Source organism: Senegalia sp. (in: firmicutes), from assembly GCF_052088025.1.
Taxonomy (GTDB): Bacteria; Bacillota; Clostridia; order Tissierellales; family SIT17; genus Anaeromonas.
The window spans coordinates 16270-36357 of record NZ_JBQCYD010000023.1; the positions used below are offsets into that span (position 1 = coordinate 16270).

Here is a 20088-nt window from a genome sequence, read left to right on the forward strand (position 1 = left end):
TAAATGATATAATTATATCATTTATTGAGTAAAACACCTCTCATGCTTTATATATTATAAATAGTCTATCATATAAAAGAGACGTTTTAAAATTCAAAAATGTAGTTAAAAGTTTCTCTATGATTTCATTTAACATATCTATTATATCAATCATCAAACCTCAATTTATAGTTAATATATTTCCCAGTATCTTCAAAGTATAAAAAAGCATCATAATATTTTCCTGATTTCTCTGAATAAAATCTCTTAACTTCTACAATATTTTCATCTAACAATGCCTTTACCATATCTTTTGTCAGTTTCTTTCTCTTATTTACAAAAAATCTATCTTCTTTAAATAACGAAAATCTACAGTCTCTGTTGGAACAATAATAATTCTTCTTTCCTTCAAATACATCACTTTTGCATCTAGGACATTTTCCTAGACTTTCTTTGTTATTCTTAAATTTAACTTTACTTTCTTCTGATATCTGAGAATACATTTTCACTAGATTCTTCATCATAGATTCTATTTCTCTAATAAATTTCTTATCATCTTCTTTTCCTAGAGATATATTTGTTAAGCTATTTTCCCACTCTGCTGTTAATATTGGTGACTTTAATTCATCAGGAATAATAGTTACAAGACTAACCGCCTTATCTGTAGGTAGTAATTGTTTTCCCTTTCTTTCTATATAGCCCACTGATATAAGTTTTTCTATAATCCCTGCTCTGGTAGCAGGTGTTCCTAGTCCTATTTTTTCTACTTCTAATCCCTTATCTATATCTTCATTACCAGCTCTCTCCATAGCAGATAGTAATGTGTCTTCTGTATAATGCTTTGGAGGCTGTGTAAACCCTTCTTTCTTTTTAGAATCTAGTATTTTAAATGATTGATTTTTATAAAGCTCTGGAAGTATTATTTCTTTTTCTGTCTTTTTACTTGTTTTAATTTTCTTTAGATATTTATTTTCTATTTCTTTAAAGCCTCCTTCCAAGATTACTTTTCCTTTTGATTTAAATTCTATATTATCTACTTTAAGGATTACTTCTGTATGCTCTTCAACTCTATTCTTTGATAAAGCTTGTAGTAATTTTGATTCTATTAAGTTATATATTGTGCTCTCGCCTTTTGGCAACTCTTCTTTTTTAAATTTTCTAGATTCCAAAGTTATTATAATGGCATGATGATCATTGACCTTTTTGTCATTAATAACTCTATCAAAATTTATATTATTTATGTCTATGTTTTCATCTAAGCTCTCTATTAATTCTATCAATCCATCTTTCATTTCCTCAGTTAAATATCTGCTATCTGTTCTTGGATAAGTAATCCATTTCTTTTCATATAAAGATTGAGAATAGTCTAAAGTTTGTTTAGCACTAAATCCAAATAGCATATTTGCTTCTCTTTGCAAACTTGTTAAATCGAATAACAATGGTGGTTTTATTTTTTTGGTATTTCTTTTTATATCAACTACTATAACCTGTTTCCCTGTAACATTATTTAATACATCTATGGCTTTATTCTCATCTAAAATTCTATTTGAAGTTGCTATAAAATCTTCTAGTTGTATATCTATATTAAAGAACTTTTCTTTCTTGAAATTATTAATATCTGACTGCCTTTCTACAATCAGTGATAGTGTAGGTGTTTGAACTCTTCCAACACTTAAAGTTTGATTATATAATACAGAAAATAACCTTGTTGCATTAATACCTACTATCCAATCTGCCTTTGCTCTTGCTAATGCCGATTTATATAAGTTATCGAATTCATTGCCATTCTTTAAGTTGTTAAATCCCTTAGTAATAGCTGATTTTTCCATTGAAGATATCCACAATCTTTTAAAAGACTTAGTACATCCAGCCTCCCTATAAACAAGTCTAAATATTAGTTCTCCTTCTCTTCCCGAGTCTGTGGCACAAATTATTTCATCTACTTCTTTTTTATTCATCAGTTTTTTTAGAATATTAAACTGTTTTTTAGTGTTTTTAAACACTTGAAATTTCCATTTTTCTGGTAAAATTGGTAAATCTTCATATTTCCACTTACTATATAAAGTATTATAGCTTTCTGGATTTGCAACTCCTGCTAAATGGCCTATACACCAAGAGATTATATATCCATTCCCTTCTATACATCCATCTTTTCTTTCTTTACATCCTAATACTTCTGCAATAGACATTGCAACTGATGGTTTTTCTGCTATAACTAATTTCATTTTTATACCTCCTATTAAAAGAGAGACCAAGTATAAGCTTGGTCTCTTTGTTTGAGTTTACTATCTAACTATTGGTCTTCGTCATTTTTATCTATACTACCTTCTTTCTCAAATTCATCCTCATCTTCATATTCAGAATCATCATAGTCATCTTCTTCGTAATAATCATCTGAATCATCTTCCTGGTTTCCCTTGTAAATCTTAAAATAGTATCCTGCTCCTCCAACTATTAATGCCATGAGCACCATTAATAAGCCACTTTTACTTTTCTTTTTTGGTTCTTCCTTGTCTTCTGTCTTAGGCTCCTCTGTATTTTCAGTTTCTTTTATGGGTTCTATTTCTTCTTTTAATTGAGTTTTATCTTCTTTAGGTCCTTCAATCATATTCAATAGGTCTTGTTCCCCTACTTCTGTTAATAGCTGAACATTGTCTTGATTTTTTTCATGGTCAATTATTAAATGAAATGTTTTTCCTGAGCTTGTTTGAAAGGTTAAAAATTGTCTTATGTCTACGGGATTATCTTGTAGACTTTGAGTGCTACTATTGTTTTCATTAGAGATATTACTTTCTATTTTAGGAACTTTAACAGGATCCAATGGTCCTCCACCTCTACTAACATTTTCAATTACAGTTCCCCTAGCCTTGTTTTCTTTGGTTGCCAGACTATTTATAGCCTTTTCATTTCCGCCTTTAACAAGACCTTTATTACTTGGTGATGGTATTTTACTATTAGGTACTGACTTATCTATTGATGGAGAAAACACCTCTCCTTCTTCTTTTTCAATATGACTGTTTGGATCAAAATTTTTATCTCCTATAGTCTCTTCAGTATTTTCTTTAAGTTTATTATCCATATCCATTTCTGTTTTATCTCCTCCATCACTTGCAAAAGCTAGTGATGGTAAGATTAATAATATTATTATCATAAAACTTATATATCCCTTTTTAAATAATTTATTTTTCATTGTATCCTCCATTCTATATTTACACATCTTTTTCATTTCCTTGGTATCTATTGACTGCCTTAGTTACAATCCTTGTATATTCTTCTAAAGTAATATTGAAAGTGTTAAATGTCTTATGGAGCTCTAGTTTTTCTAATTCTTCTCTTTCTACTTTAGCATTTTCTATTTTTTCTTGAAGCAGTCTCATTTGCTCTTCTAATTTATTTTCTTGCTGATACTTCTTTTGTAGTTTTTTATTCAACTTTTTCCACCCCCTATCTAAGCCTTCCAAAGGCATAAAAATGATTTCTCCAATAATTAGTATCTATATTTGCATATTGAATAGGGTCTCCTGCATGTATCATCATTCCATTGCCTGCATAGATTCCTATATGAGTTACAGTATTGCTTGTATTATAGGTCCCTCTAAAAAATATTAAATCTCCTGCTTTAGCATCACTTCTTTTTATAGGTGTACATTTATTAAATATACCTTGAGCTGTTGTTCTAGGTAGGTTATATACATTAGATTTAGTAAAAGACCAGCATACAAAGCTAGAACAATCAAAATTATTTGGTCCATTTGCTCCAAATACATATCTTTTTCCTAGATGTTTTTCTGCTTCTGCAAATAATATTCTTGCTGTTTCGTTATCAAAAGCAATTCCAGGCTTATTAAAACTTCCATCATATCCATTAAAATGTTCCATTGTACCTGATGGAGTTTCATCAGAATCACTTAAAAGATAAAAATATGGATTAAGTAAATTACCATTCTTATCCTTTAACTCTAAGTGAAGATGACTTCCTGTTGAATTGCCAGTACTTCCCATCTTGGCTAAAGTAGATTCTTTTTTTATTTTATCTCCTAAATTTACATCTACACTAAGGCAATGAGCATATAGTGCTGAATATCCTTTTTCATTTGTAATTACTAAATACCTACCATACCCATCACTATCAAATCCTTCTTTCGTTACTACACCATCAAATATGGCCTTTAAAGGTGTCCCCTCTCTATCTGCTATATCTAATCCTTTGTGCATACTTAAATTGTCTTTTATAGGATGTATCCGATAACCAAACATAGATGATACCTTTTGTTTCCAATCACCTTCTATAGGGCTAGGATACGTCATGTAGTTGCCTTTAGTTTTCATCAGGATTTCATATAATTCTTTTTCATCCCTATCTAATTGACTTTTTATAACTTCATTTAGTGGTTTAGATCTTAATGTAGTTTCTAAAACAACTTTGCTTTTTTCAACTTCTATATCATAAGTTTCTCCTGTATTTGAATCTGTAAAACTTTCTGTAGTTGTGTATTTTTCAATAATTTTTTTAGTGAAAAATTCATACTGCAATCTAAATATCCTATCTAATTCATCAGCAATATTGTCAGTTCTAAAATCTCCATATTTAGCTGTCAAGTATGCTATTAAATCGTGGGGATTATGTCCTACAGCATCAACATAATATCTATATTCGTCATATCCTGGATAATCTTTTTCAATATTTTTTAATGATTTTAGGAGATTTGCTTCTAGTTTTGAGTATTCTATATCTGCACCAGTTACATCTAAATCACCAGCTTGATAAGATGAACCAGAAACAACTCCCATACCACCTAAAAGTATTGTAGACGCTGCATTTGAAATAACTATAATTAACATAGCCAATAAAAATAAAGCTACAACATAGTTAATAGCTTTGCTTGAAAGTTTTTTTACTAAATATGAAGCTGTATTTCCATTGCCTTTTATTGCTGTTAATATTCTTTTACCTATACCTCCATATTTCTTTTTATTATATTCTTTCTTAATACGTCTTTTCTGAAAGAATTTATTAATTGAATTTCCCTTGGTGTATTTCTTATTTGATTTCAATACTTTATTAAAATCAAGTTTTTCTTTATTTTTAAGGTTTTCCCTCTCAAATTTCTTTAGTTTTTTTATTTTCCTATTGTTTTGATAGTTTTTAAATTGTTTTCCTTTTTTCAAACTATTTTCTAAGACCAATTCTGTTTTATGAAGTGATTTAACTCCTAAATTTTCCTCTTCTTCATCAGAAATCTTACTATGTGATAGGTTAGCTATTCTTTTATTTGTTCTTTTACTAATACCTGTTATGCTAGCTCCTAGTGAATTTTTAGATTCCTTGTTTTTAATGTTCTTCCCATTTTTAATAGTATTGTTTTGAAACTTTAATTTAGTTTTAGAAGTTTTAGATTTAGTCTTATTTCTATTTGTTTTTTTCTTATCATTTAAATTAGAAATATCTTTTTTATTTTGCCCTTTACCTGTATTTATTTTATCTTCAATATTCTCTAATTCATCATAGCTATAGCTTTCATTGTGATTGTCACTTTCAATCTCATTTAATCTTTCATCCATCATAGCTTTGAATGGAGAGTTGTCTATTTCATCTATTTGATTTATTTTGCCTATATTTTCTTCTGTTTTAGGAGATTTTATATCTTTATTGGATTCATAAGTTTCTTTTTTAAATTTATCCTTGTTAGTTTTATTCTTATCAAACCTAGATCTCCTATTAGTTTTAATATCATTTGGGTGCTTACTTTTATCAGATGATTTAGATATTTTTTCACTTTTCCCAATATTAGTAGAATCTTTTATACTTGATATGTTAGAGCCAACTGATAAATCTTCACTATTACTCATCTCATCTTCAAAATTAGATTTGTCAGATTTATTAATAATATTACTTTCACTTTCTTCTGATTTTGAATTGATGTCTTTAGCATCTTTTGAATCCCTATATTGTTTTTTACGAGATTTACTTTTTGTAGTTAAGCTTTCTTTTGGCTTTTTATAATTATTCTTATCTTTGTTTAATCTATAATCAATTAATTGTTCTTTTTGATTTTCTTTTAATTTGGATATATCTATATCCTGAACTTTATTGCTTATATTAGTTGTTGTCCCCTTAGATAGATTTTCTTCTATCAATCCATCCTTACTATTTTTCAATATGATTTTATCTTTAGATTTAAAGCGTTCATTCTTCTCTTTCAATATTTCACCCCCTACTAGTCATCTTCTGATTTTAAAAATAACTCTGTAAAATATTTTTGACCTTTGGAAGTTATTTTAGCTGTAAAAGATATCTTTGATAAGCCATCTTCTCCATAGTATAGATTTTCTTTAACTTCCATAATTTCTAAATCTAAAGACTTCTGAGTTGGCAAGTTATATTCTTCTGTTTTAGCTTTAATTAAAAAACCCGACTCTCTCAAAATACGAAAAAGTCGGTTTCTCCCTATATCTAATCCATTTTGTTTTAGTATCTTTGATAAATTACCTATTAATATGGAATCATCTGAAGCCAATATATTATTTGCAAATTCTACCTTTTCCTCTTGTAGTATAAGTTTCTTTTCTTTTTCATCAATTATATTGTTAGCTACCTGTAATGCTTTAGCCATAAGTTCTTCATTGTTTAAAGACTCTTGTCCACTAATATATCCTCCTGACTTTCTTATAGACGGTAATACTTCTGAGGTTACCCATCTTTTGAATTCTTTTGCCTTAGGTAAATTGCTTGAAAGAATTAAAGAATACATGCCAGATTCATTGATGATATTCATATTTCTAATTTGCCTGCCGTCGTGAATCCCGACATCAGCTTTATCTTCATTGCTAACATGTCTAGATAAGGCATCTCTAGAATTTTTATATCCTAAAGCATCTGAGATATCCTTTGCTACAAACCAAGGATTAAAATTTTTATCTTGTATGATTCTAATTGAACCTAGCTCTTCATGTTCATATATTTTTAAATTTGACATTCTATTCCTCCTTCAGAACTTCTTCTGGTTTAGTTGTCATAATAGAATAAAGTAATGTATCCTTTGGAAATTTATCTACAAAAGGAATAATTACATTTCCATAAAATAAAAGACCCTCTCCTTCATTGGAGTTGGTCACATAAGATAGTTGATGGGGAGATATATTTAATTGTTTTGCTAAAATTTGTCTATCGCCAGCAGCTTGATTTAGCATATATATAAAGTCAGAGTTCTCAAATATATTTTCTATTTCTCTGGATGCCAGTAAATCTTTAATATTCTGTGTTATCCCTGTAGGCATCCCTCCCCATTTACGAAATCTCTTCCATATTTCTACTGAATAAGATGCAGTTTGTTCTTCTTTTAATAATAGGTGAAATTCATCTACATAGTATCTAGTGTTCCTCTTCTCTGCTCTATTTTTTGTCACTCTATTCCAAACTTGGTCTTGAACTATTAACATACCTATCTTTTTTAGCTGGTTTCCCAGCTCTTTGATATCATAACAAACCAATCTATCGTCTACATCTACATTGGTTTTATTATTAAATACATTTAGTGACCCTGTAACATATATTTCTAATGCTGTTGCTAATCTCTTTGCTTCCGGTTCTTCTTGTTCTCTAAGAATATTGTATAAGTCTTCTAATATAGGCATATTTTCAGGTCTAGGGTCTCCTAAGAATTTCCTATATACAAGTCTTACTGATCTATCTATAATAGTTTTTTCTACTGGCTCTAATCCATTTTTACCTCCTACTACCAATTCACATAGTGATAAAACAAAGTCTGACTTTAAAGACAATGGATTTTCATCATCACTATAAGCAAGGTTTAAATCCATAGGGTTAATGTATTGAGTAGATGTAGGAGATATTTTAATAACTTGTCCATTTAGCTTATTTACTAAGGGATAGTACTCAGCCTCTGGATCACAAATTATAATATCATCTTCTGTTATTAAAAAAGCATTGGTTATTTCTCTTTTGGCCGAAAAAGATTTACCTGATCCTGGTGTCCCCAATATCAATCCATTTGGGTTTTTAAGTTTTTTTCTATCTACCATTATCATATTATTCGATAGTGCATTTAAGCCATAATATAGTGACTCTCCAATCATAAATAGCTCCTGAGTTGTAAAAGGTACAAATATTGCAGTTGAACTTGTTGTAAGCCCTCTTGTTATTTTTAGCTTATTTTCTCCCAATGGTAAAGAAGACATAAGAGCTGTCTCCTGCTGATAATCTAATCTTTTAAGGGCACAGTTATATTTTTGAGCAATACCATTAGCTTGAAATATAGTGTTATCTAGCTTTTGTCTCTTTTTAGAAGTATTTACTATAATTATAGTAACTAAAAACATTCTTTCATTTCTATTTTGCAAATCCTCTAATAGTGATTTTGCCTCTCCACCAAATGTAGATAAATCTGATGGAATTATATCCATGTCATAACCTGCTCTAACTGCCTTTTTTTGTTCTTCTATCTTCATTCTATCTAGGTCTGTAATCTTTCTTTTGACATTTTTTATAGCTTCTGTTTGGTCTAATGACTTTATGTGAAAGTTTGCTATAATGTCATTTTCCATATCTAAAAAATCTGCTAACATTCTATCTGTAAGTTCTGGTGCCAATATCTGTAAAAATGAACAAGCTCCATAGGTGTTTCCCATACGGAAAGATTTAGGATCTGCGAAATTAAAGGATATAGGTGCTATTACATCTTTAGTACTCATTCCACTTTTCTTTATAAGGTTCCAATCAAATTTTGACTTTTCATTTGTGCCTTGGTTTAGCATTTGATGTAATAATTCTATACGTTCTTTTCCATCCAATGAAAAGGATTCTACCCCCATTACCTTAAAATTATTTAGTATATCACTTTCTATTCTTTCAAGTCTTGGTTTAGCAAGTTTGATACTATTTGCATCTATTCCAAAGGTTATATACTTTGTTTTTACTAATCCATTGTTTCCCTTTGATAATTGATTTTTTAGCATATCAGAGTATTCTGTTCTTATATCATTAAAATCATCTTCTTGCTCTTGAATGATGATATTATCCATTATCTCATCACCTTTCCCTGTCTGATTTAGAAAGGTTAGTTGAATAGTGATACTGGAATCAAAGTAATTCAAGAAATCACAGTAGTTTTCAAATATTAGAGCCTTATCATCATTTTGTGCCAGTAGATAATTGATATCATAAAATTTAATAGTTTTACTATATCTCTTATCAGAAACCTGCATAATACCATCTGGATAAATCCTTTTGTATGGTATGGTCTGCTGTGTTGTTTCAGGTGCTTTTCCTTTCTTGTTTTTAGACTTGGACTTTTTAGCCATCTTTGTCTTTTTGTATTTTTTATTCTTTTGTTCTTTTAAAGCTTTTTTATTTTTTTCTAGTTTCTTTTTTTGTCTTTTTTGTTGCTGATGCTCTATTTCCATCTGCTCTACTCCTCTCAATTTTGTTTAAATATTCATAGAAATTTTCCGTCTTATAAATTCTCACCTTAGGATTTATAAATTTTTGTCTGATTATATATCTTGCATACTTCTCTAAGGGAATTCCATCTTTTTCAAATATACCTAGAAGAAAAAAAGGCATAGCCACGACAATCATCACCATAAGTGCGAAGTCATTACCTATTGCCTTTCTAGTTAATAAATATAATGGAACTGAAAACAATGCTCCTATAGAAAAGAAAATCAACTGTCTTTTAGTAAGATTAAATATAACTTTTGTTTTAACCTTACTTAAATCTTTAGGAACTGGAACAAATGCCATTAATTATCCTCCTCTTCTATCTCATGTATACATATCTCTTGAGAAAATAAATCATTAAAGCTTTCAAGCTCTTCTTCCATCTCAATTATTCTATCTTGCTGATATATTAACTCATCTATAACCAAGTCTTGTTCTCCAAGTAGATTATTTAAAAATACTTCTTGTTCTTCTATTCTTTTTCTTTGAGTCTTTTGCTTGTATAAAGATATTGATGTGCCTAAAACAGCTATTCCTCCTAGTAGTCCTGGTAATGCTCTTTTAATTTTATTGTTTGTATTTTTCATTTTATTCCCTCTTTCTTTATTTTATTTTAATGTGCATTTAAAATAGACTTTGAAATTGAACCTGTTTTAAACAAGCTAAAACATAGTAGTACTGTATATGTTAAAATCATAGCTATGCTTGCATGAATATTATCAGTAACAACTATTGTTTTTACTAAAACTGAGTATATTCCAACACAGACCATGATAAAGAAACCTTGTATTGCAAGTGCAAATAAGCCTCTAAAATAATTGTTACCAACCTGCCCCCACTCTTTATTGGCCATGGTAGCTAGGGGAATTGCAGCCATACTACTTACCAAATAGATTTCGATCATTCTTCCATATAATATTACTGTAATTACAATAGACAGTGCATCCATGCAAAATCTTACTATTGTAGTTTCCAGACTAATAGCAATTAGTTCCGCTATTCCTAATTCCTCTAGTCCTTCTACCATACTTACAATACTAGAAGTGATATCGATATTTGTATCAGAACTAATTACTCCTGCTGCATTTGACACCATATGCTGACCTACATCAAAGGTAGCCATTACTATATCAAAGGTATTTGTAACTATTGTAATTGCCACAAAAGCCTTAAATACCCATTTGAAAAACATCCATGTATCTATATCATGAAGATTGTTTCTATCTATCAACATTGATATTAGCTCATAGCATAAAACAAAAGTAATAACTAATCCCGCAATAGGGATAATGACGGTTTCTGATAAATTTTTTATCATTGAAAACACATCACTATTCCAACTTTGGGGTGTTCTACCAACTTCAGTGGCTATAGTTCCTACCTTTTCATTTACATCTGAGAACATATTAGTCAAATTTCCTTCTATCATCCCGATTAATAGTTCTTTTATCCAATCAGTAAGTTTATCAAATAAACCTTCCATCTATATTAATTAAAGACTCCTGCTAATAGCGGAATTAGATTTAGGCCGATTAATACTACCCCTCCACCAGCCATTAATTGTTTGATACCTTGTGATTTTGCACCTGGATTGTCATTACCATAACCTTCTAAAAGATTTATAACTCCCCATGCACCAAGTCCTGCTCCTAGAGCTGTTACCAATGTACTTAAAGTTGTAATTGCACTACTGAAAAATGACATAATTATTTCCTCCTATTTTTTATTGTATTTTATCTATATAAAAAGCAGGGAAAAAAGACTATATCTCGAGCTATAGCTTTCTTCTCTGCTTGTAATCATCTATATTTAATTTTATATTTACTTACATTCATGTATTTCTAATTCTTCATTTTTCTTTAATCTTAGTTTTGTATTTAATAGTTTTTCAATATTATAACTATTTTTCTTGTTATAATCTGAAAGATATTTATAGTTTTTATGTTTTGTTATATCGTATTTATCAGAAAGAAAAGGTCTAACTCCTCTTAATTGAAGTATGCATTTCCTTCCATCCATTACTGCTAGTTCATCCTGACTCATTAATTCTTTACCAGTTTTTTGATAATTTGTTCCGTAGGATTTATCTCTTCCTCTATTTTCTGATTGATTATATAGATCTATTGTTTCCTTACCTAATACTTCTGAAATCTCTTTTAAAGTTGTCTTTTCCTTTCCACCTAGAAATAAAGTAGTATCACAGTTGCCTATAATAGTATCTAAATTGTCTCTATAGATAGCCTTCAATTGAGATTGGGCTTGTAATACAATACTTGCTGATATTTCTCTTGATCTTATAGTTGCTATTAATTTTTCAAACTTTGGTATCTGCCCTATATTTGCAAATTCATCTAATAAAAATCTTACATGGACAGGAAGCCTACCACCATATACATCATCAGCTTTATCGCATAATAAGTTGAACAGCTGAGTATACATAATGGCCACTATAAAGTTAAATGTATCATCTGTATCTGAAATTATAATAAATAGAGCAGTCTTTCTATCTCCCAAAGTATCTAATTCCATTTCATCATATTCAGTTAAATCCCTTAGTTCTTTTATATCAAAAGGTGCTAATCTTGCTCCACATGATATTAGGATTGACTTTGCAGTCTTTCCAGCTGCTAATTTATATTTTTTATATTGCCTTACTGCAAAGTGTTCTGGTTTTAACTCTTCTAAGGCTTCAAATTTCAAATCTATAGGATTTTTATATGTTTCATCTTCTTCTCTAGTTTCACTTAAATTTATCATCTCTAAAAGAGTAGAAAAGTTTTGCTCTTCCTTTGGTGCTTCATAATATATGAGTCCGATATAGGCTGTATATAAGAGCTTTTCTGCCTTAACCCAAAAGTCTTCACTAGCTTTTTCTCCATCTACTTTTGTATTGGCTATTATAGTATTTACTAGTTTTAAAATATCTTTTTCACCTCTAATATATTCAAAAGGATTATAATGCATTGATTTTGAAAAGTTTATTGTATTTAAAACTTTTATATTATAAGACTCATGAACTATTTTTCCTTCCTTATCCTTTACATACTTTGGATTCCCCTTTCTATCTTTAATTAATTTACCATCCTTAGTATATTTTCTTTTTGGTATCCCTTTGGAAAGAAGCTTTCCACATTCTCCAAGTATTGTTCCCTTTGGATCTGTAACTACATAAGATGAATGCATCTGCATTAAATTAGGTTTTACAAAAAACCTAGTCTTACCAGATCCTGAACCACCAACTACTAGTATATTTTTATTTCTAGAATGTTTAGGATTTTTAGGTCTACTATTCATCATCAAGCTTTCTGACTGAGTTAATACCACATTGTCCTCAAAGTTCTTATCTATATAGGGTTTTATATCCTTTCTTGTTCCCCATCTTGCTGAGCCATATTCAACACCTTTCCTATACTTCTTTGCATTTTTGCCTTTAGAATATACTATTCCATAAATTATTATGGAAATTGAAAAACCATCTATTAAATCTATCCCATTAAAACTTGGAAGTGGATTTTCAAATAAGTGGTTTAAATATTGAAGCATCTTAAAAATTTTTATAAAAAAATTATCTCCTGGTATTCTTCCATAGAGATATATGAGCTTATTTCCTAAATAAGCAATTGCAATATATGGTATTAATTTCTTTCTATCTATATTATCTAGAAAATCTTTTAAATCATTTAATAATATAATCATAAGCTTTTCTCCTGATGCTTGTTTCTTGTTTTATCAGTATTAATCTTTTTAGCCATCTGGGCTAATTTCTTAAGTGCTTGTCTTAGACTTGGTCTTTTTTCTATATTCATTTCTTTACCTAAAAACTCTTTAAATGCTTGATCTAATATATCTGTATCCTTTCCTTTAAAAAATACAGCATATGTTGGTGGATCTGTTCCTTCATCTTTTTTCAAAGCATATTCTACCTTATATTTCTTAGCAATTCTCTCAAATCCTTTTATGTTATTTTCGTTTATTTCTATGCTCTTTAATCCATCATATTTTTCTGATAGTTTCTTTAATGTTGTCTTATTCTTTTTAAGGGGCTTTGATCCCTTTAATTTTTGTTTTTCTCTTTCTTTAAGATAACTATCTAACATAATTTTTAATACTGACATAGACATCTTAGTAGACTTAGTCGTTAATGCTATTGATTTTTCTGTTACTTCTTCTTGCACAATATCCCTCCTCAGCTTTTATTTGTATCTCAGTCCCTTCCATAGAGATTATAGTTTGCTTTACTTCTATAAAATTGTTCTTTTGTAAATACAGCATTATATATTGTGGTAAGCAGATAGTTTTTAATGTTTTTTATATCACTTGGATTGTCATGTAGAGAATCGATTATATATTCTATATGGCTTGAATTTATCTTTAGAAACTGACTTCTAACAATTTCAACTGATTTAGGATATCCATTGATATTAACTGTTCCCTTTTCTTGAATACATACATCTACCATCAGATCTAATAAATTATCAATGTCACTTATTAGTACATTTCTATATAGTCTGTAATGTTCATATTCTATATTTTTCTTTATTATATCTCTATATTCCTTTTCCTTTTCTATTGGACTATTAGGTTTGCTATCTATCCCATCCTCTCTTTTTTGATTGATATGATAGTAATCTACTGAAGAAGTCTTTGAAGAATTATTTGTTGTATTCTTTGTATTTGTCTCTCCTTTCAAAGTGACAGGCCTGTCTTCATTAAGTGAGAGGGTCTCTCTTTTTAAAGTAGGGTCTCCCTCTTTGTGAAGTGACAGGGTATCTCTTTCAAAAGTGATAGTAGAAAGCACTTCTGCATTTAACCTTAAATATAGGACATTGTTTAAAACTGTACTTCCTATTTTTATGGTACGAAATTCTCTTTCTATAACTCCAAGTTTCTCTAAAAATACTACTGCATTAGTTGCTTCTCTCTTACTCATTCCAAATTGATCTGCTATTTGCTGATAACTTCTTTGAAGTAAATCATCTCTAAACTTCTTTTTAAATCCTATCAATTGACCTGATTGTTCATCTCTTAATTCAGTTGGCCTGTACCAATATACTACATCCGATAGTATTATGATGGCATTTAAATAAGGTTTCTTATTGTCCCTTACTATTGTCTTATACCAAGTTGTTGGTATTATATTACCACTAAAATACATTTGACCTACTTGATCTACAACTTCATTTCCTGAACTATATATATTGCTCAACTGAATCACCTCCTTGATTTTGAGCATAAAAAAACAGATGAATTTTTTATTTTCATCTGGTCTTTTTTATTTAGATATAAAATTATAATCATTTTCTTTTATTACGTATAATATGAAAAATCTTCAACTAATATATTATAATATATTAGTTGAAGATTTAGTATTTTTCAGTTTTACTTAACTATCTTTTACAATAAATTAAGAACAATCTAAATAACTATAAAAAAATATAAATTATGAGACGCATTCCATTCTAGTAATACCAATGGATCAATCTTCTTTCTTAAGTTTGCCATAATTACACTTGTGACAACCTTGATTACATAAATTATTTAATGACTCCTATAATCTATATACTGTGAATTCTATTTATTGTTTTGGAAAATATACTTGAGACATTATTTTTATGTCAGGTTTTTCTGCATTTTCTACTTGAACATCTAATATAGATCTCATTAATGCCATACAAAACTTCGCCCCCATCTCTTCAGATATTATATCTTTCAAGTATATTTTTTTATCACTATATTCTTCTGGAAGGTTAATAGATAAATATGTCATTTTTTTCTTTTTTTCTTCCCATAGTCTATATTTAATTGTTCCTTTACCATCTATTTTCGCCTTAATACTTTTATTTAAGAACTTATCAATTTGACCTACTCTATCCCATGTAGCTAAATTTTTATTTATATACATATCATCCCATTTATCGAAAATAGGAAAATGAGATGACAAATTTCTTATAAAACTAAATAAATCATCAGCAATTAACCCTTCAAAATAAGGTCGACCACCTTTCTTCATAAAACTTATATATTCTTTAATAGGTTCATAACTCAGCAATTCTTTATATATTGAAAATGCTTCTCTTAATTTATAAAACCTTATTCTAGCTTCTTGATTCATAAAATCTTCATTTACTATTTCTTCATATAAATCATAGAATCTATTGTAAAATAAAGATAATACTACTTTTTCTTTTTCAGTCGGTTTTAATTTTTCTATTTGAATCCCTCCATAATATTTAAAATTATTCATTTAATATAAACGTATGAGGTAATCAAAGTTCCACGTTACGATAACCACCAATAGTACCAATTGATCCATAATTACCCGGATTACCATAATTGCCTATATTGCCATAATTACCATAATTACCATAATTGATTGATTTGTAAGGTGAACTTAAATTATACATTAAACGGTTTTTATGAACAATTTCACCTAAATAACGACCTGACATATCAATAAATATTTCTTCGTTTGGTAGAAAATGCCCAATATTTTTACCAGTCGGGGCATGTAATTGTCCATTTACAAAGTTTGCTATATGTTTTCCCCTGCTATTAAATAAAAACTCCATTTTTGAAAGCCTCCTTTTAATTTAAATATTATTTATTTTTATTATATAAATATAATTATATCATTATTTATTAGCCTTAGTAATATCTTGCAAGTCCTCGATAAGAATATATTCAAAGACTTGATTTTTCCATAATAGAAAAACCCTTATTCTAGACAATGATACACGAACAGTGTAATCATTTAAGTTATTTGTTATTTTATCTCCTTGTATCTCCACACTCTAGGTTAACAACCACTGAAACATTGAAATACTTTTTCAGCTCTTTTTTCTTGAAATCATGCTCATCTTTTGTGAACACGAAATGGTCGTAAAAGTGCTTGAATCTCAGGATTTCTATATAGTTTGCTTTTGTATCAACGCAATGCACTCCACATGCACAGAATGGGCAAACATATCTACTGGTTGTATTTCCTTTGTTTTATATCCACGCTCATCTAAATACTTCAAATCTCTTGCGAGCGTTGATGGGTTACATGAGACATATACGATTCTTTTTGGATTCATATCTACTATTGTATCCAATACCCTTTCATCACAGCCTTTTCTTGGAGGGTCCACTACTATTACATCCGCTCTTATTCCTTCTTTATAAAGTTTTGGGAATACTTCTTCTGCTTTTCCTGCAAAAAACTCTGTATTATTTATGTTGTTTATTTTAGCATTTAATCTAGCATCTTCTATTGCAGTTTTTACTACTTCTATTCCATATACCTTTTTGGCTGTTCTTGCTAAAAATAGAGATATACTTCCTATTCCACAATATAAGTCAAATACTGTTTCATCTTCCTTTAAATCTGCATATTCAAGAGCTTTATTGTATAGTTTTTCTGTTTGAATTGGATTTACTTGAAAAAATGATAATGGTGAAATATTAAATTTTATATCCTCTATATAATCAACTATTTTATCTTCTCCCCATAATGTAATTATTTCCTGACCTAATATTACATTGGACTTTCTAGTATTGATATTTTGTATTATGCTTTTAACTCCTTCTATATTTTCTAATATAGAATTTATTAGTTCTTCTTTGTGAGGTAATCTTTTGCCATTTGTTATTATTACTATCATTAAATCACCAGTTTTAAATGATGTCTTTGTTAATATATGTCTTATTATACCTGTGCCATTTTTTTCATCATAAGGCTCTACTTTATATTTATTTATATATTCTCTAATAACTTTTATTACCTTGTCAGTGATTGGATGTTGAATTATACATTTATTTGTATCAACTATTTCATGTGTTCCCCTTTTATAGAAACCTATCTTCACAGAATTATTCCTTGCTTGTATTGGAAATTGTGCTTTATTTCTATATCTAAATGGTTGATCCATTCCTATTGTTTCATGTATCTTGATTCCATCTAGTTTTGCTATTCTTTTGATATCATCTATTACCTTTTTTCTTTTTATATCTAATTGAGCATGATAATCTATCTTTTGAATTTGACAACCTCCACAATCATCTACTACATGACATGGAGCATCTATTCTCCAGTCCGAAGGGTTTTTAATTTCTACAAATTCGCCTACTGCATAATTCTTTTTTGCTGTAGTTATTTTTATATCACCTACATCTCCTGGAATAGCATCATTTACAAACACTGCAAAATTATCAATTTTTGCTACTCCTTGACCTCTATGATTTAAATCTATTATTTCTGATTCATATATATTATTTTCTTTTACTTTAGATTTCAATTTTACCCTCCTATAAATACTTATTAATACCTATTATATACTTTAAACTTGAAAATTAAAAGAAAATAAGGTCTGCATATGCAGACCTTATCTGTTAGAAATTTCTTTAGAATTTGTATTACCAACCTTTTTACTAAGCCAATCCTTACCTTCAACCATTTTTGTAACCATCATAGATGCAACAGCATCCCCTGATGCATTTATCATTGTTGCAGGTGGATCTACAAGAAAACCGATTGTTGCAACGATAGGAAAAGCTTCAGGTGGAAATCCATAAATTGTCACTATTAACATTTCTCCAATTAATCCACCACCTGGAACCCCGGACATTACAACCCCACCTAATATTGCAATTAAAACGGCTGTAATATATGTTCCTATACCTGAAAAATCCTGGCCAAATATTCCAAATAAAAATGATATCTTAAGTATTGATGATAGTGCAGTACCGTCCATATGCATGGTAGCTCCAATAGGTAGTACTATCTCTCTTATATCTTTTGGTACTTTCATTTTTTCTGTTGCAATTAAATTTACTGGTAAGGTTGCAATTGAGCTTCCTGTTGCAAGAGATGTAACTGCTGGGGTTAAAATATTCTTAAAGAAAATTTTAGTTCCATCTTTGCCGCCTGCCCAGTAAGAATATGCAGCAAATGCTACAAAGAAATATATTATACACAGCGGATAGTATATTGCCATTGATCTAAGATATGCTCCTAATAATTGTGGACCATATTCAGCAATTAATGCTGCAAAATATGCTCCAAGTCCAATTGGTGCATAAAGCATAATTACACTAATCATTTTCATCATTACCTTATTTAGCATATCAAGTGCTTTAGCTATTTTATTGTCTTCTCCACCTACTACACTTACACAAAATCCAAATAATATTGAAAATAATATTAGTGGTAACATGTTAGATTTAGATAAAAGCAATGAAAAGTCACTTACAGTTAATGCATTAACTATAGCATCTCCTATACTTATCTTTTCTAATTCAGCAACTTCCATAACAATATTTACACCCTCTGCAGGTGGAAATGCTTTAACAACCATTATTATAATTACAGCTGCAATAGCTCCTGTTATAATAAAAGTAAAAAACATACTACCTAATATCTTTCCTAATCTTTTCATATTCATCATACTTCCTACAGCACTACTGATACTTAAAAATACCAAAGGAACTATAGCAGTAAACATCATATTAATGAATAAATCACCTAAGGGTGAAAGAACCATTGCCTTTTCACCAAAAACTAAACCAATAATAGAACCTATAATAATACCAGCTAATAAAATTAGTGGAAACCGATATGCTTTCCATAAAGAACTTTTATTTGTATTTTCCATTTTTTAATCCTCCATAACATTTAAATTGTTTTTCTTAACCAATATATTTATACTAATAACTCAAATCTTCATCTAAAACAATTCCTTCACATACAATATTTGTTGGACCAGTAAGAAAAATTTCTTCATACTTTTCATTATTTTCTTTGATATTAATATCAAGAATTCCACCTGGCATGTTTATTCTAACTTCATCACCTTTGATGATTCCTTTTTTTATCAAGGTAAAGCCTATAGAGCCAGCACCAGTTCCACATGCTAATGTGAAATCTTCAACTCCTCTTTCAAAAGTTTTTGCATGTATCTCTTGCTTATCATCAATGAAATAAAGGTTAACATTTGCTCCCTTACTGAGCATTTTATGTTTTCTTAATCCTTTAGCAATATCATATAATTTCTTTTCATCTAATGTATGTAACTTTGAAAATTCAACTATCAAATGCGGTAGACCTGGATTTCCAAGTTCAACATAAGAGCAGTTATGTTTAGTCCCATCATATTCTAGAGGAAAATCAATTTCAAAAACAGTCGGTTTGTTCAATTTAACCTTGTATCTTCTTTCATCAATTCTAGTTCCTTCAATTAGTCCAGATATAGTTTCAACTATCTGTTTTTTTCCACTTAGTCCTTTTTCAAATCCATATCTACAAATACATCTTGCACCATTTCCACACATTTCTCCCTTACTTCCATCAGAATTAAAAAAATGCATTTTATATGCAGCTTCACTTTTTGTACTATCTAGAAACATAATTCCATCTGCTCCAATTGATAACCTTCTTGAGCATAAAGATTTGGCAATTGTTGAAAATTTTTCTTCTGGGATTTTTTGAATCATATTATTAATTATTATAAAATCATTCCCGGCGCCATGCATTTTTGTGAACTTCATCATATTCCCTCCTTAAAATTATATTTAATTGCTTTAAAAAAATATACCTCCTAATCATTATGATTAAATGGGTTCTATAATATATAGTGTTGGTGAATAAAAACTAACACTATTTTTTTGCATAA

18 protein-coding genes are annotated in these 20088 nt (G+C 29.2%); all 18 read right to left on the reverse strand.

The window, feature by feature from the left end; genetic code table 11:
* Window positions 1-146: 146 nt before the first annotated feature.
* Entirely contained in the window at window positions 147-2204 is a 2058-nt protein-coding gene (locus ACTHUW_RS07820; RefSeq protein ID WP_442197173.1) for a DNA topoisomerase 3, read from the reverse strand.
* Window positions 2205-2272: 68 nt separating this feature from the next.
* On the reverse strand, window positions 2273-3169 hold the full coding sequence (locus tag ACTHUW_RS07825; RefSeq protein ID WP_442197172.1) for a CD1107 family mobile element protein: 897 nt from the start codon (window positions 3167-3169) through the stop codon (window positions 2273-2275).
* A 19-nt stretch (window positions 3170-3188) separates the two neighbouring features.
* The gene (locus tag ACTHUW_RS07830) at window positions 3189-3410 is read right to left on the reverse strand and encodes a hypothetical protein (protein WP_442197171.1); all 222 of its coding nucleotides are present in this window, start codon (window positions 3408-3410) and stop codon (window positions 3189-3191) included.
* Between the two features lie 13 nt (window positions 3411-3423).
* On the reverse strand, window positions 3424-6183 hold the full coding sequence (locus tag ACTHUW_RS07835) for a CD1108 family mobile element protein (protein WP_442212910.1): 2760 nt from the start codon (window positions 6181-6183) through the stop codon (window positions 3424-3426).
* Window positions 6184-6197: 14 nt separating this feature from the next.
* Window positions 6198-6956: a BRO family protein gene (locus ACTHUW_RS07840; protein ID WP_442197169.1), complete on the reverse strand. Its 759-nt coding sequence runs from the start codon at window positions 6954-6956 to the stop codon at window positions 6198-6200.
* A 1-nt stretch (window position 6957) separates the two neighbouring features.
* Window positions 6958-9300, reverse strand: coding sequence for a VirB4-like conjugal transfer ATPase, CD1110 family (locus ACTHUW_RS07845; protein WP_442197190.1), 2343 nt, complete (start codon window positions 9298-9300; stop codon window positions 6958-6960).
* A 46-nt stretch (window positions 9301-9346) separates the two neighbouring features.
* Window positions 9347-9742, reverse strand: coding sequence for a PrgI family protein (locus ACTHUW_RS07850; RefSeq protein WP_442197168.1), 396 nt, complete (start codon window positions 9740-9742; stop codon window positions 9347-9349).
* A complete protein-coding gene (locus tag ACTHUW_RS07855) occupies window positions 9742-10026 on the reverse strand; it encodes a hypothetical protein (RefSeq protein WP_442197167.1) in 285 nt (94 codons plus the stop codon). The genes ACTHUW_RS07850 and ACTHUW_RS07855 overlap by 1 nt, the downstream gene beginning before the upstream one ends.
* A 26-nt stretch (window positions 10027-10052) precedes the next feature.
* On the reverse strand, window positions 10053-10922 hold the full coding sequence (locus ACTHUW_RS07860) for a VirB6/TrbL-like conjugal transfer protein, CD1112 family (RefSeq protein WP_442197166.1): 870 nt from the start codon (window positions 10920-10922) through the stop codon (window positions 10053-10055).
* A 5-nt stretch (window positions 10923-10927) separates the two neighbouring features.
* On the reverse strand, window positions 10928-11143 hold the full coding sequence (locus ACTHUW_RS07865; RefSeq protein WP_442197165.1) for a Maff2 family mobile element protein: 216 nt from the start codon (window positions 11141-11143) through the stop codon (window positions 10928-10930).
* Window positions 11144-11260: 117 nt separating this feature from the next.
* Complete coding sequence (locus tag ACTHUW_RS07870; RefSeq protein ID WP_442212912.1) at window positions 11261-13135, reverse strand: VirD4-like conjugal transfer protein, CD1115 family; 1875 nt, start codon at window positions 13133-13135, stop codon at window positions 11261-11263.
* Window positions 13132-13614 carry a PcfB family protein gene (locus ACTHUW_RS07875; protein WP_442197163.1) on the reverse strand — a complete coding sequence of 161 codons (483 nt, stop codon included), beginning with the start codon at window positions 13612-13614 and terminating at the stop codon, window positions 13132-13134. The genes ACTHUW_RS07870 and ACTHUW_RS07875 overlap by 4 nt, the downstream gene beginning before the upstream one ends.
* Before the next feature lie 29 nt (window positions 13615-13643).
* Window positions 13644-14645: a DUF6017 domain-containing protein gene (locus ACTHUW_RS07880; protein ID WP_442197162.1), complete on the reverse strand. Its 1002-nt coding sequence runs from the start codon at window positions 14643-14645 to the stop codon at window positions 13644-13646.
* Between the two features lie 369 nt (window positions 14646-15014).
* The gene (locus ACTHUW_RS07885; protein ID WP_442212914.1) at window positions 15015-15683 is read right to left on the reverse strand and encodes a hypothetical protein; all 669 of its coding nucleotides are present in this window, start codon (window positions 15681-15683) and stop codon (window positions 15015-15017) included.
* 22 nt (window positions 15684-15705) lie between these two features.
* Entirely contained in the window at window positions 15706-16008 is a 303-nt protein-coding gene (locus ACTHUW_RS07890; RefSeq protein WP_442212916.1) for a hypothetical protein, read from the reverse strand.
* A 336-nt stretch (window positions 16009-16344) separates the two neighbouring features.
* Window positions 16345-17715, reverse strand: a complete 1371-nt coding sequence (rlmD, locus tag ACTHUW_RS07895; RefSeq protein WP_442212919.1) for a 23S rRNA (uracil(1939)-C(5))-methyltransferase RlmD — start codon at window positions 17713-17715, stop codon at window positions 16345-16347.
* Window positions 17716-17802: 87 nt separating this feature from the next.
* Window positions 17803-19071, reverse strand: coding sequence for a dicarboxylate/amino acid:cation symporter (locus ACTHUW_RS07900; RefSeq protein WP_442198824.1), 1269 nt, complete (start codon window positions 19069-19071; stop codon window positions 17803-17805).
* A gap of 52 nt (window positions 19072-19123) precedes the next feature.
* Entirely contained in the window at window positions 19124-19963 is an 840-nt protein-coding gene (gene dapF, locus ACTHUW_RS07905) for a diaminopimelate epimerase (RefSeq protein WP_442212921.1), read from the reverse strand.
* Between the last annotated feature and the right edge of the window lie 125 nt (window positions 19964-20088).